At 60.5% G+C, this 24,345-nt stretch carries 18 protein-coding genes; 3 read left to right on the forward strand and 15 right to left on the reverse strand.

The features are described 5' to 3' along the window. The first annotated feature begins 27 nt into the window (after positions 1-27). The 3 genes from ACQ4WY_RS03825 (at position 28) to ACQ4WY_RS03835 (ending at position 8,338) form a co-directional block, all read left to right on the forward strand. Complete coding sequence (locus tag ACQ4WY_RS03825; RefSeq protein WP_436502899.1) at positions 28-1,269, forward strand: TraB/GumN family protein; 1,242 nt, start codon at positions 28-30, stop codon at positions 1,267-1,269. A 319-nt stretch (positions 1,270-1,588) separates the two neighbouring features. Continuing rightward, positions 1,589-2,704 carry a DUF3667 domain-containing protein gene (locus tag ACQ4WY_RS03830; RefSeq protein ID WP_436502900.1) on the forward strand — a complete coding sequence of 372 codons (1,116 nt, stop codon included), beginning with the start codon at positions 1,589-1,591 and terminating at the stop codon, positions 2,702-2,704. Positions 2,705-3,295: 591 nt separating this feature from the next. Then, a complete protein-coding gene (locus ACQ4WY_RS03835) occupies positions 3,296-8,338 on the forward strand; it encodes a diguanylate cyclase domain-containing protein (protein WP_436502901.1) in 5,043 nt (1,680 codons plus the stop codon). 44 nt (positions 8,339-8,382) lie between these two features. Here the strand turns inward: ACQ4WY_RS03835 and ACQ4WY_RS03840 are convergent, their stop codons facing one another. From ACQ4WY_RS03840 to ACQ4WY_RS03910, 15 genes are all read right to left on the reverse strand, one after another. Further along, positions 8,383-9,882: a nucleobase:cation symporter-2 family protein gene (locus ACQ4WY_RS03840; RefSeq protein WP_436502902.1), complete on the reverse strand. Its 1,500-nt coding sequence runs from the start codon at positions 9,880-9,882 to the stop codon at positions 8,383-8,385. Between the two features lie 497 nt (positions 9,883-10,379). Continuing rightward, on the reverse strand, positions 10,380-10,616 hold the full coding sequence (locus ACQ4WY_RS03845; RefSeq protein WP_436502903.1) for a hypothetical protein: 237 nt from the start codon (positions 10,614-10,616) through the stop codon (positions 10,380-10,382). A gap of 155 nt (positions 10,617-10,771) precedes the next feature. Next, positions 10,772-11,122, reverse strand: coding sequence for a hypothetical protein (locus tag ACQ4WY_RS03850; protein WP_436502904.1), 351 nt, complete (start codon positions 11,120-11,122; stop codon positions 10,772-10,774). Continuing rightward, on the reverse strand, positions 11,119-11,607 hold the full coding sequence (locus ACQ4WY_RS03855; RefSeq protein ID WP_436502905.1) for a glycoside hydrolase family 19 protein: 489 nt from the start codon (positions 11,605-11,607) through the stop codon (positions 11,119-11,121). Before ACQ4WY_RS03855 ends, ACQ4WY_RS03850 begins: the two co-directional genes overlap by 4 nt. 23 nt (positions 11,608-11,630) lie before the next feature. Continuing rightward, on the reverse strand, positions 11,631-12,059 hold the full coding sequence (locus tag ACQ4WY_RS03860) for a hypothetical protein (protein ID WP_034785835.1): 429 nt from the start codon (positions 12,057-12,059) through the stop codon (positions 11,631-11,633). 76 nt (positions 12,060-12,135) lie between these two features. Continuing rightward, positions 12,136-12,318, reverse strand: a complete 183-nt coding sequence (locus ACQ4WY_RS03865) for a hypothetical protein (protein ID WP_436502906.1) — start codon at positions 12,316-12,318, stop codon at positions 12,136-12,138. Positions 12,319-12,374: 56 nt separating this feature from the next. Further along, entirely contained in the window at positions 12,375-14,171 is a 1,797-nt protein-coding gene (locus tag ACQ4WY_RS03870) for a hypothetical protein (protein ID WP_436502907.1), read from the reverse strand. Then, a complete protein-coding gene (locus ACQ4WY_RS03875; RefSeq protein ID WP_436502908.1) occupies positions 14,171-14,956 on the reverse strand; it encodes a hypothetical protein in 786 nt (261 codons plus the stop codon). Before ACQ4WY_RS03875 ends, ACQ4WY_RS03870 begins: the two co-directional genes overlap by 1 nt. A gap of 261 nt (positions 14,957-15,217) precedes the next feature. After that, positions 15,218-15,946, reverse strand: a complete 729-nt coding sequence (locus tag ACQ4WY_RS03880) for a hypothetical protein (RefSeq protein ID WP_436502909.1) — start codon at positions 15,944-15,946, stop codon at positions 15,218-15,220. Between the two features lie 2 nt (positions 15,947-15,948). Next, complete coding sequence (locus ACQ4WY_RS03885; protein ID WP_436502910.1) at positions 15,949-16,242, reverse strand: hypothetical protein; 294 nt, start codon at positions 16,240-16,242, stop codon at positions 15,949-15,951. 135 nt (positions 16,243-16,377) lie between these two features. Continuing rightward, positions 16,378-17,403: a hypothetical protein gene (locus ACQ4WY_RS03890; protein ID WP_436502911.1), complete on the reverse strand. Its 1,026-nt coding sequence runs from the start codon at positions 17,401-17,403 to the stop codon at positions 16,378-16,380. Beyond that, entirely contained in the window at positions 17,400-18,869 is a 1,470-nt protein-coding gene (locus tag ACQ4WY_RS03895) for a hypothetical protein (protein ID WP_436502912.1), read from the reverse strand. Before ACQ4WY_RS03895 ends, ACQ4WY_RS03890 begins: the two co-directional genes overlap by 4 nt. Then, positions 18,866-23,458 (reverse strand): phage tail length tape measure family protein, encoded by a 4,593-nt coding sequence (locus tag ACQ4WY_RS03900; RefSeq protein WP_436502913.1) that lies wholly within the window; start codon positions 23,456-23,458, stop codon positions 18,866-18,868. The genes ACQ4WY_RS03895 and ACQ4WY_RS03900 overlap by 4 nt, the downstream gene beginning before the upstream one ends. Before the next feature lie 51 nt (positions 23,459-23,509). Then, positions 23,510-23,920, reverse strand: a complete 411-nt coding sequence (locus ACQ4WY_RS03905; protein ID WP_436504386.1) for a phage tail assembly chaperone — start codon at positions 23,918-23,920, stop codon at positions 23,510-23,512. Continuing rightward, positions 23,854-24,297 (reverse strand): hypothetical protein, encoded by a 444-nt coding sequence (locus ACQ4WY_RS03910; RefSeq protein WP_436502914.1) that lies wholly within the window; start codon positions 24,295-24,297, stop codon positions 23,854-23,856. The genes ACQ4WY_RS03905 and ACQ4WY_RS03910 overlap by 67 nt, the downstream gene beginning before the upstream one ends. Positions 24,298-24,345 lie beyond the last annotated feature (48 nt).

A 24,345-nucleotide genomic window follows, 5' to 3' on the forward strand; every position in this document is an offset into this window, starting at 1 on the left:
GGAAAAATAATGCGAAAACCTCATTCCATGATTATTTTTATCATTTTGGCCAGCTTGGCCATGCCTGTATTTTCGGCGGATAAGCCACTATCTTTGCCAGACAGCTTGGCTGCCCTTCGCACGACTATCGCAATCGATCATGGAAAGATGGTTGGTTCCGGCGCGGCTACCTTGATAGACGCGGGTCTGGAGAGCCAATTCGTTCTCATCGGCGAGGACCATGGCGTTGCAGAAATTGCAAATTTTTCGGCGGCGTATTTTGAAGAATTGGCAAGTCAAGGATTTACGACGCTTATTGTCGAAAATGGACCGGCTGTTGCGGATGCTTTGGCAAAGGGATTGAAGTCCAATACTGGCGTTGCCGGCATAGCAGCATTTAATAAGGCATATCCGGTCGCTACTGCTTTTTACAAATGGCAAGCTGAAGCACAATTCTTGGCCCGCATCGCTAAAGCTGCTGGACCATCGTTCCAATTAGTGGGAATGGATCAGGAACTCATGGGCGCTTCGAAATATTTGCTCGACCAAATGGCTGAGCAACCGATTAATCCTTTGGCGAAATCAAAAATCGAGGCCTTCCGCAAGCTTGAAAGCGACGACTATCGCCGAGCGTCGGAGAGCGGAAACCCGCGTGAGCTTTTCATGATAAAAACCAAAGAAGAAGAATTATTCGCGTTACAGAGACTGCTCACGACACCGAGTGAAATGCCCGCCTTGGCGATGTTAAATTCGTTGATTGAAAGTCGCAGCATTTATACCAAAAACATGACTCCGGGACAGGGGTATTCGTCCAATGTACAGCGTGCCAAGCTAATGAAGCAGCTTGTGGCCAGCCATTTGACGCTTGCGCCTGCACAGCGAATGTTGCTGAAAGCCGGCGCAGTTCATGTATTCCGCGGTTACAACCCACTGCGTGCCGGTAGCCGGGAGATCGGCAACTATTTGGCTGAATATGCGGAAGGCCGCGGACAAAAATCGCTGCATGTGTTAGTGCTGGCTTCCAAAGGCCAGCAGGCGCAATTTGCTGGAATTGGGCGCGCGTCGGCCTCAACAGAAATCGAAAAAATCGATACCAAGTCCGCCATGGCTGGCGTATTGCCCTTCTTTGCAGCAGCGAGAGAGCATAAGGAATGGTCATTGTTCGACGTGCGCCCCTTGTTGGGGTCGGCTAACTCCCTGGCGAATGGAGACAGCAGCGTCCAAGGCATGATTCAGGGCTACGATTTTGTACTAGTCATTCCCGATGGGAACGCAACGTCGGACCTGTAACCTTATTGCCTTCCGTCATCACCCAAGCGCTGCACATCTTTCGTCATTCTTCGCTGGCAGCAGTGACAATTGCAGGAGCAAAAGTGGTGGTGGACGCGGAGTCAGCGTGACTGGCAGCTTATTGCAGTACTAAAAGCAGTGTCAGCAGCAGCGGCGACGCAATGCGCGCGCCCAAAGCGGCACTAACCAAAATCCAAGGTAAGCGTCCAGCCGTTGCAGCACTGCCCGGTAGCGTACCGATTGCCGTTTTTGCCAGTATTACTTGAACATACAGGCGCCTTGTTGCACAATCAGCCATTTTCTTGATGGGAGTTGCACGATGAGTGAGCTGAAGGCGGTTGGCGCCCTGGCGATGGCAGGTGTGGCGGCCAGCGAGATCAAGGGCGATAAAACGCCGCAGCCGGCCAGTGCCGCGTCCATTGCGAACTGCGCCAACTGCCAGGCGCCACTGGGCGGCGCGTTTTGCCAGGCCTGCGGCCAGTCGGCCCACATCCACCATTCGCTGCTGCACCTGGCCGAAGAAGTCGTGCACGGCATCCTGCACTTCGACGCCAAGGGCTGGAAGACGATCCCGCTGCTGGTGGCCTATCCTGGCCGCCTGACGCGCCGCTACATCGACGGCCAGCGCAAGAACTATGTTTCGCCGCTAGCGCTGTTCCTGTTCATGGTGTTCCTGACCTTTTTCGTCACCTCGTTCGGCGGGGGCCAGCTTCTGACCCGCGACGCCAATATCGACTCGCTTACCAAACACGTGGCGTCTGCCAAGCTCCGGGTCGAGCGCAATGAGCGGGCGCTGGATGAGGCCCGCAAGGTCGATGTCGGTGTCGCTGGTGTCGAGAAGGCGCTGGCCGTTTCGCGCAAGCTGCACCACGAAGCCGAGCAACGCCTGCTGCACGTCGTATCGCCAGAAAAAGCGAGCAGTGAGGAGGCAATTGAGCTGCGAGAGCCAGGTTGGTTCGACAAGACTGTCTCCAAGATCGCATCCAGCCCGCCCAATCCCAACGCCACTTTTCCGGAGTTGGAAAAAAGCTTTCATCACGCCGCCGAGAATCCCGAGTTGGCGTTTTACAAGCTCAAGAACACGATCTACAAGTTCTCGTTCCTGCTGATCCCGATCTCGCTGCCCTTCATGTGGTTGATGTTTTTCTGGAAGCGTGGCGTGACCATGTACGACCATGCGGTGTTCGTACTGTACTCGCTGTGCTTCATGTCCTTGCTGCTTACCGTGCTGATACCGCTATCGATACTCAACCAGGGCTGGCTGATCGGATTGCTGGTGTGCCTGGCGCCGCCCGTGCACATGTTTCTGCAGCTACGCGGCACCTACAACCTGGGAAAATGGGGTGCGCTGTGGCGCACCTGCATGCTGCTGGTAGTGGCCAACATCGTGCTTTGCGTGTTCATGGTGCTGGTGTTGATGAAGAGCGTGCACTAGAGTCACAAAGTTGGGTCATGAAATAATAGGGGGGCATATGTTTGGGCATCCAGCTTCCCATATCCCGGCGATAACGGCCGGCATGCCATCGGCGCGCTCAATGCGCCAGCGAGCCGGCGTTCCAGTCTCCTAGCAAGGTTCAAGGAAATTATCTGCGGGGATAATGCAGAACTGTTTGCGCTTCCAGGCATTGCGGAAGGATGGTTACTGCGCCACGGTTTCGGTGCGGGCATGACGTGCAGTCTCACTGAACTCGCGCTCAAACTGCACAACAAAAGCAGCGCGCGTTGCTTATTCACCGTATCGGCAGAAGCATATCGCAGCGATGGTTCCGGGACGATATATCTTGAATTGGTCTGGCTGCGGCGCATGGTCCACCGCATGCGGGGATGCGCCGCAGCGCCCTGCTGCCTTGTCGATCCATTCCCGCACCCGCACTCGCCTTCCTCCACTGACGTTTTTACAACAACGCCCATCGCCCCGCTCCCTCTCCCGCGACTCCCTACTGATATAATACTAACAATCAACTAATATTCCGAAATGTGCGCCTCAAGGCTCCCGCAACCGTCTGTGTACCGCTAAGCCCAGCCCATGCGCTCCCTTTTCGACCACGAGATCATCAAACAGCTGCACAGTGGCTCGCGCTCGCGGGTTTACCGCGCCAGGGCGGCCGATGGCACGGCGCTGATCGTCAAGATGCCGAATCAGCAGTTCCCCTCATTTCAGCAACTGGCACAATTCAAGCGCGAGTATGCGATCGCGCGCCGCTGCCGCCATCCTGGCGTGGCGCATCCACTGGCACTGCAGCTGCACGGCGGGCACTGGACGATGATTCAGGAAGATACCGGCGGCGTGGCGCTCGACCAGGTGTTGCGCGCGCAGGTGGCGGCGCGCAGGACGCCGTCGCAGCCCGCATTGGCGCTGGACGATTTTTTCGACATCGCGCTGCAACTGTGCGCGGCGCTGGACGAAGTCCATCGTCAGGGCGTGATCCACAAGGACATCAATCCCTCCAATCTGGTATGGAATGACGGCCGGCGCCTGCTGCAGCTGATCGATTTCGGCATCGCCTGTGAGCTGCCCTACGAAAGCCATGGCATCGTCAATCTCCAGACCCTGGAAGGCACGCTGCGCTACATGGCGCCGGAACAGACCGGGCGCATGAACCGGCGGGTCGATTGGCGCGCCGATTTCTATGCGCTGGGCGCCACCTTGTACGAATTGCTGGCCGGCCAGGCGCCGTTCGAGGCGGGCGACGAGATGGAACTGGTGCATTGCCACATTGCGCGCAGTCCGGACTGGTCGCACCCGGCGCTGGCAAGCTTGCCCGGCCAGCTGCTGCCGATCATCCAGCGGCTGCTGGAAAAAAATGCCGATCAGCGCTATCAGAGCTTGCAAGGCTTGCGCAGCGACCTCGAAGCATGCCGCGCGAAAAAGCCGGCGCAGGCGCTCAAGCTGTCCGATCACAACGGCCGCTTCCTTGTGCCACAAACGCTGCACGGGCGCGAGGATGCGATCGCCGTGCTGCTGGCAGCGTTTGAACGCAGTGCCGCGGGCACGTGCGAGATGCTGCTGGTGGCCGGCCATTCAGGCATCGGCAAGTCGGCGGTCGTCAACGAAGTGCAAAAGCCCATCATCGCCCGGCGCGGCTGCTTCCTGTCCGGGAAATTTGACCAGCTCCAACGCGACGTGCCGTATGCCTCGCTGATCCAGGCCTTCCAGGAGCTGGTGCGCCAGCTGCTGGGCCAGCCCGAAGAAACGCTGCGGCAGTGGTCCGCAAAACTGCACGAGGCCCTGGGTAGCGGCGTGGGTGTGATCGTCGAGCTGATTCCCCAACTGGCCTTGATCGTCGGCCCCACCGACGCGATGCCCGCGTCGGCGCCGGCACAGGCCCAGTTGCGCCTGGACCGGTTGTTTCCCCGCTTCGTCGAAGTCTTCGCCTGCGCCGGACATCCGCTGGTGCTGTTCCTCGACGACCTGCAATGGGCCGATGCGGCCACGCTGCGGATGATCGAACTGCTCATGGTCTCCTGCGACAAGAGCCACATGCTGATCATCGGCGCGTACCGCGACAACGAAGTGGGCGCCGCGCATCCGCTCATCGCGCTGCGCGACAAGCTGCTCGCCCGTGAGGTGCACCTGTCGACGCTGCCATTGAGCGCACTGACCGAGCCGCAGGTTGCGCAAATGGTCTCGGCCACCGTGCGCGTGGCTGCCCCCGATTGCGCGCCACTGACCAGCATTTGCTACCGCAAGACGGCCGGCAATCCCTTTTTCCTCAACCAGTTCCTCGCTGCGCTCAATGAGACGGGCCATCTGCGCTACCGGGCCGCCGACGATTGCTGGGACTGGGACTTGCCCGCGATAGAACAGGCCAAATACACGGACAACGTGGTCGAGGTGCTGCTGGAGAAAATCCGCCGCCTGCCCACAGTAACGCAGCACCTGCTGCAACTGGCCGCCTCAAGCGGCAACCGCTTCACGCTCGACACGCTCACCCTGGCAGTGGACCGCGCGCCCCGGCAAGTGCAGCAAGACCTGTGGCCGGCGCTCAGGGCAGGATTGATCCATCCACTCGACGAACGCTATAAATACGTCAATGGCGACACCGATGCGGGCAACAGCGGCGTCAGTTACCGCTTCCTGCACGACCGGGTGCAGCAGGCAGCCTACCTGGTCGTCGATGCCGACACGCGCGTGGCCAACCATCTTCTCATCGGCCGCCTGCTCCTGCGGCATACGCCTTCGGAGCGCCAGGACGAGACACTGTTTGACATCGTCGAGCAACTCAACGCCGGCCGCGCGCTGATCGACGATGCGGGCGAGTGCGTGCATCTGGCGACGCTCAATCTCCAGGCCGGCGTCAAGGCACGACGTTCCGCCGCGTTCCAGTCCACCCTGGAACACATGCGAATTGGTCTCGCCCTGTTGCCGGCGGACGCATGGAACGTCCACGCCGGTCTCTGGCTCGAGCTGCAGCTCGGTGCGGCCGAAGCGGCCTACCTGTGTGGCCAGTTCGATGCCGCCGAGGCGATCTATCCACTCGTGCGCGCCCGTGCCTTGAGCCCCTTGCTGCAGGTACGCTGCATTGCCATCCAGGCGCACCAGTATCAATTGCAGGGCCGCCTGCTCGACGCCATCGCCGTGCAGCGCGACGGTCTGGCGCAGCTGGGCATCGACATTCCGCACGATGTGGCGCACATGAAGGCCCACTTCAACGATATTCTCGCCGACATCGGGCGGCAGCCTGGCGCGCATGCGCCCGAGACCTTGCTGGCGGCGGGCGACATGTGCGAGCCGGACGCGGTGGCCGCGATGCAGATGATGCAGGGCCTGTGGATGGCCAGCTACTACGCCGGCCAGCAGGATCTGAGCGCGCTGATGGTGGTGTCGATGACGCGCCTGTCCATGCAGCGGGGGAACAGCGATTTCGGCGCCGTCGCCTATGTCGGCTACGCGATGATGTTGGCGCTGTACAGCGGCGACATCGCGCGCGGCTACGACTTCGGCGCGATGGCGATGGCGCTGGCCAGGCGGCGTGCCAATCTGCAGACGCGCACGCTCACGGGCCTGATGTTCGGCGCACTCAGCAGCCACTGGACGCAGCCGCTGCGCAACTCCGACGCCCTGTACGAAGAAGCGTTTGGCTGGGCACTGGAAATCGCCGATTTCGTGCAGGTTGGCGTGGTGGCTGCCGTGCGCGCCACCGACCGTATCATCCTTGGCGACTACCTGCCGCACCTGATGCACGACATCGAACACGACCTGGCGCTGATGCGCGCCAACGGCCAGCAAGCGATGGCCGATTGCTGCGTCGCCGCCGCGGTCCAGCCGATCAAGTGCCTGATGGGCCTCCTGCCCCGTCATGACAGCTACGACGACGCCGCCTTCAGCGAGGCAGGCTTCCTCGCACAGTATGGCGACTCGCAGCTGTACCGCGCCTACTTCTTGCAAGGGAAGATCCGCAACGCCTACCTGTTCGACGGCGCAGACGCCGAGCTGCTAGCCGGCCAGCTCGGCATCGTCACCCAGATCATGCGCGGCCAGGCCAAGGTTGCCGAGTGCAGCTTCTACGCCGCGCTGGTCTGGATCCGCGCGTTGCGGCGCGCTCCCGCGCGCCCCGATGCGGGCGCTGTGCTGACCATGATCGGCACGCTGCAATCGAGCCTCACCGAGTGGGCCAGGCAAGGCTCTGACAATAGCGCAGCCAAGCATCTGCTGGTGATGGCCGAAATGGCACGCTACCGGGACGATCTGCAGCTGGCCACGCGCCTTTACCAGCAGGCGATTGACGCGGCCGGCGTGGCGGGCTACGTCAACATGCAAGCGCTGGGCAATGAGCTGTGCGGCGAATGCTGGTACGAGAGGGGACAGCCGCGCGTGGCCGCCGTCTTCATCAGGGACGCCATCGCGCATTATGGCCAATGGGGCGCGGAAGGCAAGGTGGCGCAGTTGCGCGAGCGCCACGCTGCGCTGCTGTCAAGGATGGATGGTCGCAGCACGCAGCGGCATTCGGTCTCCCACACGCACGGCAGTTCCGCGCTCGACCTGGTGTCGCTGCTGAAGGCAGCGCAAATCCTGTCGAACGAAGTCGGCCTGCGCAACGTGCTGACACGCCTCATTTCCATCGTGTGCGAAAACGCTGGTGGACAGGTAGCGCGCCTACTGCTGCTATCCGAGGGCAGCTACCAGCTGGAGGCCAATATCGATGGCGATGGCGTCACCGTCCTGCAAGCGCGCCAGCTCGACCTGAACGCCGCCAGCGACCCGCAATTCCCGCTCTCGCTACTGCGCTACGTCATCCGCACTGGCGCGGAGGTGATCGAAGACTGCATCACGGGCGCCTCGCGCTTTGCCGCCGACCCGTACGTGCAGTGGCAGCAGCCGCGTGCCGTCATGTGCCTGCCGATCCGACACGGTGGCCAGATCGACGGCATTCTGTACTTCGAGAACCGGTTGGCCGAAGCTTCGTTCACGGAAGAACGCGTCGCGTTCCTGCGCATGCTCGGCGCACAGGCGATGATCTCGATCTCCAGCGCCAGGCTGCACGACAGCCTCGAGCGCCGCGTTGCCGAGCGCACCGAACAACTGGAAGACGCCAACCGCAAACTGGCGACCCTGTCCATCACCGACGGCCTGACCGGCCTGGCGAACCGACGCCATTTCGACGAGGTGCTGCGCACCGAATGCGCACGCGCCACACGCGTCGGCCAGCCGCTTGCCGTCATCATGCTCGATGTCGACTACTTCAAGCGATTTAACGACCGCCACGGCCACCAGGCCGGCGATGCTTGCCTGATCCGGGTCGCGCAGGCGCTGGCGGCCGGCATGCGGCGCGCTGGCGACCTGACGGCGCGCTACGGCGGCGAAGAGTTTTCGATTGTGCTGCCGAACACTGGTGCGGACGAGGCGCGCCAGCTCGGCGAAGCGCTGCGGCGCGCCATCGAAGATCTGGGCATCGTCCACGCGAGTACGGAGGCGCAACAGGTGACGATCAGCGTCGGCATCGCGGTCCAGTCGGCGCCGGGCGCCGCCGATCCGGACGCCCTGTTGCGCCTGGCCGATGCCGCGCTGTACCAGGCCAAGGATGCGGGGCGCAATTGCGTGGTGCTGAGGATGCTGCCGCCTGGCTGAGCAGCATGCGACGCGCACCATTTTTCACGGCGCGGGGCGACGCCTCACTCGCTGCCATGACTATTATCGCGCGCCTGCTCCCGCGCCTTTTCCTGCGACGCCAATCCGTTGAAGAACAGGTTGAGCAGCACGGCGACGATGGCGGCCAGCAGAATGCCGCTGTGCAGCAACGGCGACAAGGCCTTGGGCATGTGCTGCGCATATTGCTCGGCCACCAGCGGCAGCATGCCGAAGCCGATCGACAAAGCCACGATGAACAGGTTGTTGCGGTTATTCTTGTAGTCGACGCCGGCCAGGATGCGGATGCCCGTGGCGGCGACCATGCCAAACATCACCAGCCCCGCTCCGCCCAGCACGAACGCCGGTACGGCTTCGGCCGTCTGCGCGATCTTCGGAATCACCCCCATGACCAGCAGGATGAGGCCGGCCGCCACACAGACCCAGCGGCTGCGCACGCCCGTCACGCCCACCAGGCCCACGTTTTGCGAGAACGAGGTGTACGGGAAGGTATTGAAGATGCCGCCGATCAAGGTGCCCAGGCCATCGACGCGCAAGCCGCGACTGATATCGGCCTGCGTGATGCGCTTGTCCGTCATCTCTCCCAGCGCCAGAAACATGCCCAGCGATTCGATCATGACGACGATCATCACCAGGCTCATGGTCACGATGGCGACCACGTCGAAGGTCGGCATGCCGAACTGGAACGGCGTGACGATGGCAAAGGCCTTGGCGCTGGCCACTTTGGCGAAATCGGCCTTGCCCAGCGCAAACGACAGGGCGGTGCCAGCGAGGATGCCGATCAATACCGCGATGTTCGACAGGAAACCGCGGCCATACTTCGCCACCAACAAGATGACGGCCAGCACGAAGAAGGCGATGCCCATGTTATCGAGCGCGCCGTAGCCGGGATTGGCGATCAGGGGCACGGGGCCGGGCGGCGCCGGCAAGCCGGCCGCCGTGGCGGCAGCGGCCATCTTGAGGAAGGCGGGATCGGCAATCTGCGCCATGGTGGGCGGCCCGCCCATGGCCCAGTTCACGCCCACGCGCATCAGCGACACGCCGATCACGGCGATGATGCTACCGGTGACAACTGGCGGAAACAGGGCCAGCAGACGGCTGATGAAGGGGGCGATCAGCATGGAAACAACGCCGGCGCCGATCACGGCGCCAAAGATGCCGGTGATGCCAAGGGTCGGATTGTTTGCCATGGCCAGCATGGGACTGACGGCGGCAAAGGTCACGCCCATCATGACGGGCAGGCGGATGCCGAAGTACTTGCCTACTCCCAGGGATTGGATCAGGGTCACCAGGCCGCAACAGAACAGATCGGCACTGATCAACGCCGCCACCTGTTCGGGCGGCAGCTTGAGCGCACGGCCGACGATCAGCGGCACGGCGATGGCGCCCGCATACATGACGAGCACGTGCTGCAGGCCCAGGGTAAACAGTTTGCCGGCTGGCAGTATCTCATCGACGGGCGATGGCGCGGCAGGCGTGGTGCCCGGTACGCTGCGGTGGATGGATTTCAAACGGGGAGTAGCCATTTACGCTCCATTTCCTGGGTTACCACGGCCCGGCTGGGCGCAGGTGAAAGGGAAAAGCAAGAGAGAAACGGGACGACAGGAACACACTGGCGGCAGATGATGCATGCAAAGCTCCTTGGATGGGACGACCAAGGTATGCCATGCACGCATCGTGCCAGGGGAATTGTATACAGAAATTGTGCCGAAATAACATCACGGCCACAAGAATCACGGGCTGGACGTACTGCCGTGCACTGTTTTCTGGCGCGCCAGCTCGCGGCCGCACCAGAAGGCAGCATCGGAAGCGGTGTCAAGACCTGGCACGACGAAGCAGCATCAAGGTCCGGGAATCTGAGAATCTGAGAATCTGGAACTCTGGCATGGCGAGTGGCGCCAGGCGACGACCTCAGGGAATCACGTGCGGCGCAAGCGGGCCGCAAGCCAACTGCAAACCGGCCGCAGACCAGCTGTAGAGCACCCGTAGAGCAGCCACCGACGTCGTTGCGCAACAGTCGACGCTAGCTGCCGGCACAGCCATCCATCAGCGCTTCCAGCTGCCGCACATAGGCCGCGCGCAAATGTTCGCGCGCCAGCAAGGCTTGCACTTGCTCAAAAATGCCACGCTGCGGCACGACTGGCAAGACGGGTGCCACAGGACGAACAGCGATACAGGGCACGCCGATGGGCAGCCTTTCCGCCGCGGCTTCCAGCTTTGCCCCACCTGCCGCGCAGCCACCCAGCAGCCCAGCCAGCACGCAGACCAATGCACAAGCCCATGAACAGTTCAGTGAACGGGGCAGTGAGCAGGTCAGTGAACAGGCTGATGAGCAAGCACGTGCACCGGCTCGTGAACAAGCCCGCAAGTAATCCCAGACCCGCAACAGCGCCGGCGCACTCGTCATTGCCGCGCTCATGGCGTCCCGCCGGTGGATCCTGCGGCCATTTCACTGGCGATCAGCGCCTCGGCCGCGCGGCAAGCGTTGCCACCTGGCTGCAATGCCAGGATGCGCGCCGCTGCCGCCTGGGCGTCTGCCTGCCCTGCCTGCGCACTGGCCAATGCCTGCAGGGCCCGTGTCGACCGCCGTACCCCCTCCTCCCGCATCGCATTCAGGGCCTGGGTCTGGCGCCGCAACAGACCCTGCACCTCCAGTACTTCCGCCGCGCACGCAGCACGGCCAGCCTCATGCCCCCAGCGCTGCGCGCAAAACACGGCGGCCCCCAGCAACAGCAGCATGGCCAGCACAAGCAAGGGCGGCTTCATGCCAGCACCTTGCGCGCAGCTTGGTACAGGGCAAGGCGCTCGGCCAGACCGTTCAGGCCACCGTTGATGCGGCGCGTCAACCTTTCCTGGTCACCCGTATCGGCCAGCCGGTTCAAACCGCGCGAGTGCCAAAACCAGCCCGCCGAGCGGCAAGCGGCAGTCGTTTGCTCCAGCAACTGCGGCGCCGCCAGCAAGTCCAGGCCCAGCGCCACGCCGCACGCGGCATAGTTGGCGCGCCCGGTCACCTGCAGCAAGCCGCGGCCCTTGAAACGCACACCATCACCGGCGATCACATTGCCCAAGTCCGCCCTTCCTTCATAGGCCGCGCCGCTGGCCAGCTCGCGCACATAGCGTAACTGTCCCGATTCGTGGCCCACCTGCGCCAGGAACGACGCCTGGCGCAGCGGCGTATCAATATCGAACTCGGCCATCGCCGCATTCAAAGGCGTCAGGAACAGCGTAGCGCGGCGGCCGGCTAACGGCATGATCTGCATCAATTGGGCGCCTGTCACAGCATGCCCCGCACATCCTTGACGGCAGCGGCCGCATCAGCCGCCAGTTCGCCGATATCCTTGCCGCGCCGCTTGTCGAACCAGCGCACGCAGGCGCCCAGCACCCACCAGGCGGGCAAGCCAGCCGCAACCATCAGCGGCGCGGCGATGAACAAAAATCCCGTGGCCGGATCGCCGCCATACAGGCCCGCCACGGTCTTCGCGCTGTCGAACAGGCTGGGCCACCACGACAGCACGGCGGCCACGAGCACGGGACCGAGAAAGGTGGAAATGATAATGCTGGAACAAAAACGAATAAATGCCTCCTTGGTGGACTGGGGCCACATGAACATGAAGCCCAGCGACGTGGCGGCGGCGCCGGCCAGTACAGGCACGCCAAACAGTTTGATCAATGCGCCGCCGGCGGCGGTGGTTTCGAGGGCCATGGTTGCCTTTCAGGTGGTGGAAATAAAAAAACCCGCCAAGGCGGGTTTGTTTGTGAGGCACAGGAAATGAAGGAATTTAGGTCGTCCGTTCGCCCGCAGGCACCGCGTCATGTAATGAGGATTCAAGCAGTTTCGGCACGCCCCCGTCCGCAAGCCACTCCGTATATTTAATGTAATCGACGTTCTGGTAATCCATCGGTATGGTCGCCCCGTCCGATTCACGTATGATTACGTTTGCCTCATCTGCGATGGTGTACATGCGTTATCCTAATATTAAATTTCGACGACGGCTTCCCTGTTGCCTTGGGGTAGCTACTAAATTTCAGCACTGGCTGCCCATGTGCCTGAAGCCCAGCCAGACCAATTAACTAACCCAACTCCGGTGAAGTTAAAACCGGAAAGAGCTGACCACGAAACTCCTGGCGTAAATGCAGTATCAGCACCTGCCGAAAAATAATTCCAATCTTTAACTATAACTGTAGCGGGGGCACGCTTTGTAACTTTATAGCTCACGTTCCCATACGCTGCAGAAGCGTACACACCCCCAGCGTTAATGTAAGAAAACGGAGCATCCCCAGCCTCAAAATAGCGCTGGCACATAATCAGCTCTTCCGACATAGATCGACGCGAGAATGGCGTTGCTGTGCCTACTTCAAACTGCACGCCTGTAATTAGGAAATTGCCATTATTAGCTAACATGTTGACAGCACCGGCTACGCCAGTCATGTTACCAGTAATCCAAGCACCTGTTACTGGACGTACAAAGTTAGCCCCCGAACCCAAGTTAAAGCGCAGGTGCAGACCTTGCATATTATTCGTGTTCATTTCACTTGCAACGTCACCGGGGATAGAGACAGCGATTTTCGTCCATGTGTTCGCTACGGGAATCGAGAAAGAAAACACAAAGCTTTTGTTTGCCAAAATGTTGTATAAAGCGCCCGAATGTGAGCCAGCGATGTTCGAGTAAACCCAAGCGGACAACGTGCAAGTTTTTGCACTGGCTGTACCATATTGCAGGTCGGCCAAATGATTACCCTCAATTACCTGCTGCAAGTGGTATGCCTCTATAGCCGAGGCAGAATAAGCACCTTGAGCGCCCAAACCAAGGTAATTAGGGAAGCCGGGGGGACGAGTTGCAACATTGTAAAAATTAGGGCCGTAGGCAACTCTACCTGCAACCGATGCATCGTAGTGCCAGCGATCCAAACCATAACCAATGAGATATGTGCCCGAATTAGGTACACCACGCTGATTGATACGCATATCGCCGTTGATGACACGATTCTGCATGCCGCCGATGAACGAACCGTTTATGCTGGCCACTTTAAAGTCCTGCGCTGCATTCCCATTCTGCGATGCCTTTAAATCCAGCTCATATTTTTGCGCGGTGCTGACCGGCTTGTCCTTATCGGCTGTATTGTCGACGTTGGCAAGCGACGCTTTATCGGCCTTCAAATCCAGCGCAGATTTTTGCACTGAACTGACTGGCTTATCCATATCGGCGGTATTGTCGACGCTACCCAGGCCAACATCACCCTTGCTGCCCGACGTGGCCACCGCCGCAAACTGTGGTTTACCAGTAATGCTGCCCCAGGTCGGCACATACAAGCCCGGCAGCGCGTCAGTAATGCCATAGCCAGCCAGCGTTGTTGCGCGTGCCGCTTTTTTGGCATCCAACTCGGCCAGCGCCGCCTGCAAGTTCGTCGCAACGATGCCGCCCACCGGCGCGCTGCTGATCTGCGAGGCCACGTTAGTGGGAATTGTCACCCAGGCGCCAGCCTGGAATACGCGCAGGCAGCCGCCGTTCAGCACCATGTCCCAGTAGGTCGCGCCGGCCAGCAGCGCATCGCCATTATTGTCAACGTCCGGTGGCAACGCCTTGGCGCCGAGATAGCGCGCGTCGAGCGATTTGAGCGCGGCCGCAGCCTTTGACGCAGCGATGGCCGCGGTGCCATCCGATGCTGCTGCCGCAGCGGCTGCAGCCGCCGAGGCAGCAGCGCTCGCGGCCGCTGCCGCGGAATTCTGCGGGATATCGACGATATCCTTTGCCTTGGCCAACTGATTCAGCTGATAGATCAGATCCTGCTGGCCGTATTTAAAAACATCAGTCATTACAGCTCCTCGACTTCAATGGTAGTGGCATATGCCTGGAAAGATGGCGTGGTGATGGCGGCCAGGTTGGCCAGGCGCCCATACACCTGGTGAGTCTGCTCGAGCTCGACGTCGTCGTTGTCCGGAAACAGGCTGACGAATAGCGGGTGCGACAGGCCATTCCCGCGCACGATGCGCCACAGCTCGGCCCGGTCCAGTGGCGTCATGTGGTCGAGCGAAATCGACAGTTTTCGGTACAACGCGCCGCGCTCGACTTTCTGCTCGCCGGCGCCGTTGCGGTACTGGATGCTCGTATCGCCTGGCGTGACGCCGGCGCCGTAAGATGCGTTCTGCTCGGGGCTCCACCAGGCGCCGACCACCAGGCGCGCGGCCTCGATATAGCCGGCCGGGTTATCCGGGTCAGCCAGGTCGATCACCATTTTTTTGACGCTGCGCATCTGGAACCAGCTACGGCCATACGTACCGCCGCCATAGCTGAATGCATTCACACCGAGCGGCAGCGCCCCCCAGTTCCACATGCCCAGGCGCGCATACTCGCATGCCGGTACAGCGCCCGTATCGAAATCCGGCACGGAGTCACCTGGCTCAACGTAGCCACGCACGCGGATTGTCGCCGTCGGCGTCAGGTTGCAAAATGGCAGGATCACGCCACCGACAATTTCCGGTGACGGCCAAGTCGCCGAGATGGTTTGCAACGCTCCAGTTGAACGCAGCACCATGGCCTTTCCTTCCCGCTGCAGGTTGGCCGGGCCCAGCGTACCGGCCTGGCTCGATGCGGTCAGCACCGCGCGGTCTCCGGCATTGTCTGAAATTATTCGTAGATTCACCATTCTGCTTAATAATCCTTAACGTTAATAGTGATATAAGGCGACTTTTGTCGTCGAAGTCGTAACAAGTCAGACGGACTTCAACACTGGCATCACCAATCGAGATATCCGTAGTGGTGACAAGAGCATTACGATTTTAGGCATACTGGCTCCTTAATAGGTGTCAAGCGGAAATTTTAAAGTATTGCCCCACAACACACTGTACTAAGGAAGCAACGTTTACGGCAGATTAGCCGCCTCAATAACGAAACCAAAGGACGGAGTATCAGTATTTGCAAAATCATCACTAGGGAAATCATTTTTCTGACTGGTTTTGCGTACTATACGAGAAACCCGTAAAGATGTAGGTGTCCACCTTGCCCAACATCCAATGATTTGGTTATAGGTGTATGACCAGCCAGTACTGCCACCATTAGGATAGATATCTGCCCAATAATAGCTGACCATGCCAATAATTGCAGGGCGTGCCAAAGCAGGGATAGCTTGGTCTACTCCAACACTTTGAGCATTAACTCTTGCCCTTGGGAATAAATGGTTTGAGTAGCCGAAATCCGCAACCAATTGTTGCTGCGAATTGAATAATTGCAAACCATAATTACCTGAAGGCACTTCTGCGAAACCAAAGGCCCACATATCCACAGGAACTTGGGAATTGCCGTAAGTACAGAATACAGTGATGATGTACTCACCTACGCCAATACGATCCATTCCCGTAATGGAACCAAGGTATCCAAGTGGCAAATCCATCGCCATATAGATAGTTGTGTCATATTCAATCGAAAGACGGTAAGTGCTATAACCACCTTGCCAGCCAACCATACTATTGGAATCACCAGAAGCCTGAGTTGTACTCTGGTATACAGCTTTGCCCAATAGGTGAAGAAACTTGGCATCAGTGCTTACAGTGAACTCACCATTAGCGTTAACAATTTGAAGTCCAACTGGCATAGTTACACCATAAAAAGAGAAACAAAGCGTGTACTGTTATATTCAGTAGGCCCGAAGTGAACACGCAGGTATCCAGCAGCGAAGTCAAAACTCATATACATATTCCCAATACATCCCCTCCCCCCTAAAGGGTTAAAGACATAAGGAGTCCCAGAAGTAAAAGCATAAAAGTGAAGAGTATATGTAGCTGCTTGACCGGGAATAGTGAAACCACCTAAACAAACGCCTCCATATGCCTCGTCAGAGTCAAAAGTCTTTACTCCCGCAGGGTTGAATACTTGTAAGCCAGTACCCATTACCACCTCCCAAAACGTACGCACAACCCGGTGCCGTTCAATTCGCCAGATGCTTCGCGCACCCGTATGTCAATGCCGTCCATTTCAGTGCGCAGGCCATCCGCCGCATTCCATGGCTGCAATCCACAGGGCATGTCACCACACTCCCAATCTGACAATTAAATCGCCTGCTGCGTTATAAATACGGATACCGTTACTGTCGTATTCAGTCCGCTGGCCGCTCGTTGCGCTGCGAATCAGACCAAAGGTTCCGGTAGCAGCCACCAGCGCGCCTTTAAACGACCCATTGGCAGCCACCAGCTCGCCGCTAAACTTTGCATTGCCTTGAGAAATGCTGAGGCCAGGAGCGAACACGTCACCGTTAGAATCGATCCGGAAGTAACCGCCAGTTGCAGTATTTCCAAGCCGCAAGCCTGCAGCGCTGAGGTGGAAGCCGCCCTGCCCGTTCGTTGGCCACGTGTACGTGCTGTGCGGATAGCCCGACCCGCCATGTATCGTCGCGCTATAAATGTCTCCTGCCGTGACTTTGCCAAGGTCGGCACTGATTGCGCTCAACTGTCCCACCTTGAGTGCATTCAGATACGGCGCCGCCCACTTGGTCGTGCCGCTGGCCGGATTGAAAATACCATCCGAACGGTATAGCGATTCACCTGCGCCAAACAGCTGCGGCGAACCCTCCCACACGGTGCCTGCGCCCCAGGTATCAATCGGCGGATACGATGTGGCACCCTCCGTGCTGAGCGTGGCCGGCGTGCTGCCCAGGGACAGCAGATTGGTTTTGCTGTAGCTGACGCGCGCCGAATTGCCCGTAACGCCGTCGAAAATCTTGCTGACCGTCTGGCTGGCCGTGTAGGTCAGGCCGTCGACCACGATCGTGGCCGTGACCGTCACGCTGTCGCCTACCATGCCGGTATACGCCAAGCTAGCCACGTTGCCGACACGTTTCAGCACGCTGGCATTGCTGGCGGTGAAAGCCACCTGACCCTGCATGTTCACGAGGCCTGCAGTAAAGTCGATGCTGGCAGGAGCCGCAATTGTCGTGGCGGCCACCTTGAACGCCTGCGCTGTGGCGGCCAGCAGCAGCACTCGATCGTTGGCCGGCGCGAAGCGCGGCACGGTATTCATGATCAGCTTGTCGCGTTCCCCCACAATCGCGCTCATGCCAGCACTCCCACCGTCACTCTGCCCGTCAGCCAGAAACGCGACAGCATCACCACCACGCCCGGCACGCCATCCTGCAAGCCAAAGCGCTCAGCGCGCAGGGTTACGGGCTGCCCCAGTTCCAGCATCATCATCTCGGGTTCTCCATCGAATTCATAAATGGTGCGCGGCACCTTGTTCAAGTCCAGACGCCGCAGCGCTTCCGCACGGGCGTCTGCCCGCGTCTTCAGGCAGGTATCAATTTGCAGCGGATCGGCGGACAGGCGGTAACGCGTGCGTACCGCCTCGTCGACCACCGTCTCGGTCAGCCATTCAGTGGCGTACAAATCCGCATGCGCGGGCGGAATGCTGGTCGTCAGGCCAGCCTGCAGCGTGTAGTTCCGGTCGAAGCCGATCTTCACGGCAGCCACCACGGGCAGCCGCTGCGCCGGACGCAAGGAGCGCTCGCGCATCTGCTCAGGACCGATCGCCACCGGCACGCCGGCGGCAGGCAGCGCGATCTTCACCAGGCGCAGCTTGCCGGTGCGCGACATGACCGCCTGTGCGCCCACGCTGGCCGCCAGTTGCTGGATGGCCTGCGCCTGGTTCGTACGGTCCGCGATGTACAGTCCCATGGTCTGCGGGTGGGCCGCAGCGAAGGCGGACAGGTTGGGCAGGTCCAGGTCCGCCGTTGTAAAACGGTCGGCCGCCTTGCCGTAGGCGGTGGCTATGCGCCGCACCATCAGCGCGATGCGCGGTGCATAGCCGGCACCGTTGTCTCCCTGCACGCTGGCCGTGATCGTGGTGGAAAACGGATCGGTGGTCAGGTTGAAGCGGCCCGCCTGGTCATTCAAGGCCACGGCGATCGGCTTGCCGTTGGTGCGCACCTCGAACGTCGATTCGACCGCGCCGAAAAACCCGTATTCCAGGGTGGCGGGATTGGTCAGCAAGGGCGCCACGTTGTGGCACTCGCCGAAGGGAATCGGCAAGATGGCGTCCTTGTTGGGCGTCGTGCCACCCAGCTTGGCTTCGGAGATCGGCGTATTCAGGCGCTGCAGCTTGTCGCGCAGTACCAGGTTCACCGACTCGCGTCCTGGACTAGCCACGTCGGCGATGATGCCGTCGAAGACCAGCTGGAAATCGGCACGCGGCCAGGAGGGATCGCCGGCCCAGGCCTTGATCGGCCGGTTCATCCAGACATCGTCCAGCCAGCCATCAAGCGCGCCATCGGCGTTATCGAGCTCGATATCGCCGCCCGACAGCCCCGCCTCGCCGGACAGGCTGACCTGTTCCGTGAAGGCCAGGCCGCCCTTGGCCAGCGGCTGGTATGTGGTATTCGCCGGCACCTCAGCCGGCCCGGTAACGTAGGGCCGCGAAGCGATATACCGCGTCACCTCGCTGCCAGCCACATTCACCTGCGCCTCGATCAGCACCATGCGGATGGCCGACGGGCTTTGCAGCCAATCCTGAAATTGCGCATCGGTCATGCATATTCTCCTTTCACTGCATTGGCCCAGGCGGATGCCCTGGACGATTTATCCACGCCATCGACCACCGTCCTGGCGGCGTTGGCGTTCGATTCAAAGGTGGCCTGGATGGTGGCACCCGTTTGCGCCCGCTGATCGGCGCGCAAGCCTTCCAGTTCTACGCGCATGGCCTGGTTGTCCTCGCGCAGGCCGCGGATTTCGGCCACTAGGACGTCGGAGCCCACGTTCGCCGCCGACGAGTAGCGCACGGGGTCAAAGACGGCCGCTGTAACGGGCGAAGTCATCGCGGCAAGCGCGGCAACCACGGGGGGATTACTGAACTGCACACCCAGGTCCGCCGCACCGCCCATCGCCGCCCGCAGACCGGCAATGGCCTGCGCCACCGTCAGCACGCTGTCATTAATCGTGATCAAGCCCGATACCTGGGCATTGAGCGCGTCCAGACTGGCCTGCTGCACATCGACCTGTGCGGCCGCCCACTTCAACGCTTCCTTGTTCGCTTCCACCACGCGGGCATAATCCGCCGCATAACGGGCATCGGAGGCGTTGACCACTTGCGATGCAGTCAAAAACGCCTGTTCGGCGGCAGACAGCCCCGATTGTGCCGTTGCGTCGCCCGCATTGGCGGCCGCCAGCGTCTTCTCGAACTGGGCGCGCGCTTCCGCATATTTCTGCTCCGGCGTCAGCGTCGACTGGGCGCCCAACGCCATGCTGGAATTGAGTCCGTTCAAGGTCGTCACCCACGATTTCGACTTCTCCAGCGCCGACTTGGCCGCTGCCGACTCCGTCTCGTAGGCCTTGGCCAGCGCATCCTTCGCGCTGGTCACCGCCTTGACGGCCTGGATCTGGTCGAACAATCCCCGATTGACTTCGGCGACGCTGCTGCGTTGAGCAGCCAGCAACTGCGCTTCAGTCTTCGTCAGTTCGTTCAACTGCTGCTGCATATCCTTGCGTTCGCTGGCGATGTCGCTTGCCGTCTTGCTCACTGCCGCCAGTTCGTCCGTAGTGGCGGCCAGGTCGGCCGCATAATCGGCGGCTTTTTTGAACGGTTCGGCAATGGCAAGCAGTTGCACATACATGTTCTGGCCGGCGACCGTGTTCAAGTCCTGCGCCAACACCAGCGCCTTGAATTGCTCGCTCGTCGTCACGCCGGACTGTCCCATCGCCGCCATGGCACTACGCACCGACTTGGTGACCGGGTCCATCTGCTCGGCCTCGCTCAAGAAATTCTGCACGAAGAAGCTGGTGCCACTGGTCAGGGTATCGAGGTCGCCCGCCGCTTGAATCAGGCTTTCGCTTAGCGCCACCGCGGAAAGGCCTGACGTGTTGAACGACTTTCCCAACACGGCCAGCACATCCGACACCTGCATGTAGTTGTTGGCCACACGCGCCAATGTTTCCAGATAGCCCTCGCCCACGGCCTGGTATTTTTCCAAGCCTCCCACTCCGAACTTCGCCATGTCGTCGCCCAACTTCGAAAAAGCCGCTTCCAGGGCCTTTTGAACTTCCTCGCCCTTCAAGTCCTTCAGGCTGATCTTGCCCAGGCTGACGACGAAGGAGTTCAAGCGCGCCGTGAAGGCATCGCCGCCCATGCCCAGGGAATCGGCTGCGGCCACGATGCTCGTGCGCAGGCCAAGAACAATTTTCGTAAACTGGTCATTCGTTTCCGGTCCCATGGCAGTGAGGTTCGTGGACTTTTTGTCGCTGGAAAACCAGCCGCCGGACTTCTTGATATCGACATAGGAATTCACGTTGAAGCGCTTAGTATCAAGGTCGCCCAAGCTCGACGAGTTGGTGACTATCCCCACATCCTGCACCGTGGTCTTGCCGCCAAAAATGCTGCTGACGACATTCCCGATGAAGCCGCCGCTGGAACTGCCTTTGGTTCCCAGCGCGGACGTCAGGATGTCCGAGCGCACCAGCAAGCTGCCCAGGCTACCGATTCCCGAGACGATCTGCTTGAGCGAGAGCACCATCGACGAGGAATACGCCAGGCCCAGGCCGGAGTTTTTCTCCATGATTTCCAGGCTCTTGGCGATCGACTCCGATTTCGCGGATGAATCACCGAGCACCGTGCCGGTGCCGTTGGCGGCCTGGCGATCCTTGGCCGTCGTGTCGATACCACCACCGCCGCCGCTGAAGGCGCCGCCAAGCACGGCGGCAATCGCCGCTGCCGCTGCCGCATAACCCCACGGCCCCATGGAGCTCATGAAAGACATGAACACGCCGGGTACCTTGGCCGCATTCTGTGCGCTCTGGCCGGCCATCACGGCACCCGTCTCTGTCGCCTGCCCGACGACCACGCCCGCGGCAGACGAGCCCGATACAAACAGGCTGGTGGCCAATTTTTGCAGTTGGCCGGCCATTTCCACCGCACGAAACGCTTTTTCGGCCCCTTCCATCAACTTGTAACCGGTGCTGTTTTCCTTGAAGAAGCCCTTGGCGGCACCAGCCATGTCGCGGTAGCCCTTGATCTGCGCCTGCGCGCCATCCTCGCGGGCCTTTGCTTGCGCAGCGTCTTTTTTGGGTTCGTCGTTGCCGGCATCCTTGAGCCCTTCGCTCAGGGTGCGTTGAATGTCACGCTGGGCCTTCTGATAATCGGCAAAAACCGCACCCATCTTGCCAACCGCCGCACCTGCCTTGCCGAAGGCCTTTTCCAGCGCGTCGCCCATGGCCTTGGCGCCATCGACCGTGTCTTTCCACGCTTTTTCATCCGCCGCCTTGGCATCGGCACGATCTTTGCTCTCTTTTGCCTTGGCCTCATCTTCGCGCTTCTTCGCTGCCGCTTCCTTCTCCTGGCGCGCCGTTTCTTCCAGTTGCGCCAGATCGGCATTGACCTGCTGCTGTACGCGCAGTTGTGCAGCGCCCGCTTCGGCGATCTTGTTGACGTTTTCCTGACGTCCCTGCGCCGTTTTCGCCTGAAAACCTTTCAATACGTCGGCTTGCTGCTGGTAGGCCGCCACCTCTGCATCTCCGCGCGCGCGGATCGCCACGCGGCGGCTCGCAAAAAACTCATCCTCGCTCAAGGCGCCGCCCTTGCGGCGCGCTTCGTCAAGCTTGGCCTGCTGGTCATAACCTTCGGTCTTGATGCGCAACGCGCTTTGAATCGATTGCAACTCACCTGCCAGCACGGCGTCGCGGGGATCGGAACCTGCCTCTGGAGGTGCTGCAGTCCTGGCAGGTGCGGCAGTCCGGGAAGGTGCCGCAAACGAGGCTCGCATGTTCTGCCGCAGCTCTTTCTCCTTTTCGGGAGAGAAGGGAACACCGGCGGCCCTGGCATTGGCCAGGGTCTCCTCAAGCTGTTTGATTTCCGCCGTTTCGCGCTGCGCCCTGGTGACATAGCGCTTCTGCAACTCGTCCAGCTCCTTGACCGCCTGCTTGCCCTCGGCATTACGTTTCGATTCCGCCTGGTCAGCCTTCACCTTAGCTTCCAGCTGCGTCTGCTTGTTCGTCGCTACTGCCAACGCCTTGGCCTGCTCCTGCTCAAACTGTTCCATCTGGGCGCCTGTCAGGCGCGCCGCCGGGTGCGTGCCGGGAACCAACTGGCCAGTGCGGCGCACGTCGGCCGTGCGTTTCTTTATTTTTTCAATTTCGTCTTCCGGCGTCTCTTCGCGTCCGATGGAACGCATGCCATCCATGAAGCTGGACCAGAGATTCTTGCTACCTTGCAGCAAGGTGCCAATCATGCTGAGCTTTTCAGCGCGTTTTTGCAGGCCTGCATTGATCAAGTCACTCGCCATGACCATGGCCTCTTGCGTCTTGCCTTCCTTTTCCAGGGCGGCGATATGCGCATACTGGGCACCTGTCAGGATATTGTAATTTTTATCATGCGTGTCGACCCAGTTGGTGACGCCGTCGGCCATCGTCGCGAAGTCAGCCGCCACGGCACCGGCCGACTGGCCATTCATTTGCGCCATGGTGACGGCGGCCGCACCCACGGAATTGAGCGCTTCGCTGGTGAACTGGCCCGTTTCCACCAAGGTCTGCAAGACCACGCGGGTATCGCCCAGGCCGCCTTGACTTGCATCAGAGACCGACGCCACCATGGTGTTGAACTGGCCTTCCGTAATGCCGGCGGCATTCCCGGTCAGTTCCAGGGCACGGGAAAACTTGTCCGATTCCAGCTGGCCCTGCACGAAGGCCTCGGCCACGAACGCCGCGACGTCAGCCGCCATCTGCAGCGCCAGCAGCGGCCCCGCGCCCAGGCGCTTCATGGCCAGCTCTGTCAATCCGGTGGCATTGGCCATCTCACCCAGGCCATCCTTGATCTGCCCGATGTCGGCGTTCAAGCCGCCTTCGCCAATCTTGGCCGAAGCTTTGGCAAAGCCGTCGACTGCGGTCATACCCTTGAACATGGCATCCGCAGCGGCGCTGCTTTCGTCACCAAGTACTTTGGACGCGTCTGCCGCGGCGCGTGCCGCTTCGGCCTGCGCGCGCACCCGTGGTTCAAAGTTGCGAAACTTGGTACTGGCCTCCTCGGCTTGATCGCCTGTCTGTTTACTGGCGGCCGCCAGGTCATTCACTGCCTGCGTCCCCGCCTTTATCTCTGCCGCATTGACGGCAATCTTTAACTCAGTTATCTCTGGCATGGTTGGCCCATAAAAAAGGCCGCGCATGGCGGCCGGGTTGGAAAATGCGGGTCAGCCCGCCGCATGCTGGTGCGACAGGAACAGCGCGTCTAGCTGGTCCAGCAACTGGTGCTCGAACGGCTCGATGGCGATGGCGTGGCGCGCCTGCCAGGCAAGGATTTCCGTGCTGGCGATGGGATTGACGGCCATGCCGTTCTGCCGCTTGCGGTTCAATTGCGCGAACCATTCCCACACGTGGGCCAGCTCGAACGGCATGGGTGGTACCGCCTCTTCGGGCGGCGCGCGGTATAGGGGATGGCGCCGGGCGGCATCGATATGCTCGCCCTTGGCATGGCCATCGGCCGCCCGCGCCCCGCGCTCGAACTGGTGCCCGGCGTAGCGCAGCAGGCTGGCCGTCAGAGTTTCAAAAAATTCGACTCGTTTTCCAGCGCCGTGGTGACCTTTTCCTGCCAGGTCGGGTATTTTTCAAAGGCCGCTTCCAGCAGCGCCGGATCGAGCGGCACGGGCGCGCCGTTGCTGGTGAAGCCGTACCAGCCCGTGACGACGGCCAGCGCCAGGCGTTTCTGGTTACCGTCAATGGCTTGCACCAGCAGTTCCGCGCCTTCGTCGGTGGAGGCGTCGATGGCCGTCTTGCGGCGCGCCGATTTCTTGTAGCCTTCGGCGCGCACGGCGTTGTTGGCCAGGCGGTATTGCTCGCTGTTCTTGCCGACGATGGTCAGGCCGGCCACCGCTTCGCCATCCGCGTCGAAGATGACGGGCACGTCAAACGTGGCGGGAGTGGCGGCCGCATGGATATTGCCGATGTCGAAACCTGCCTGGATTTTTTGCGCGTTGTTCATGTGTGCTGCTTTCTGGATGATGTGAAAAAATATGAAAAGGCCGCCATC

This window comes from Janthinobacterium salmonicoloratum (genome assembly GCF_051380845.1).
In the GTDB taxonomy this organism is placed as follows: Bacteria; Pseudomonadota; Gammaproteobacteria; order Burkholderiales; family Burkholderiaceae_D; genus Janthinobacterium; species Janthinobacterium lividum_F.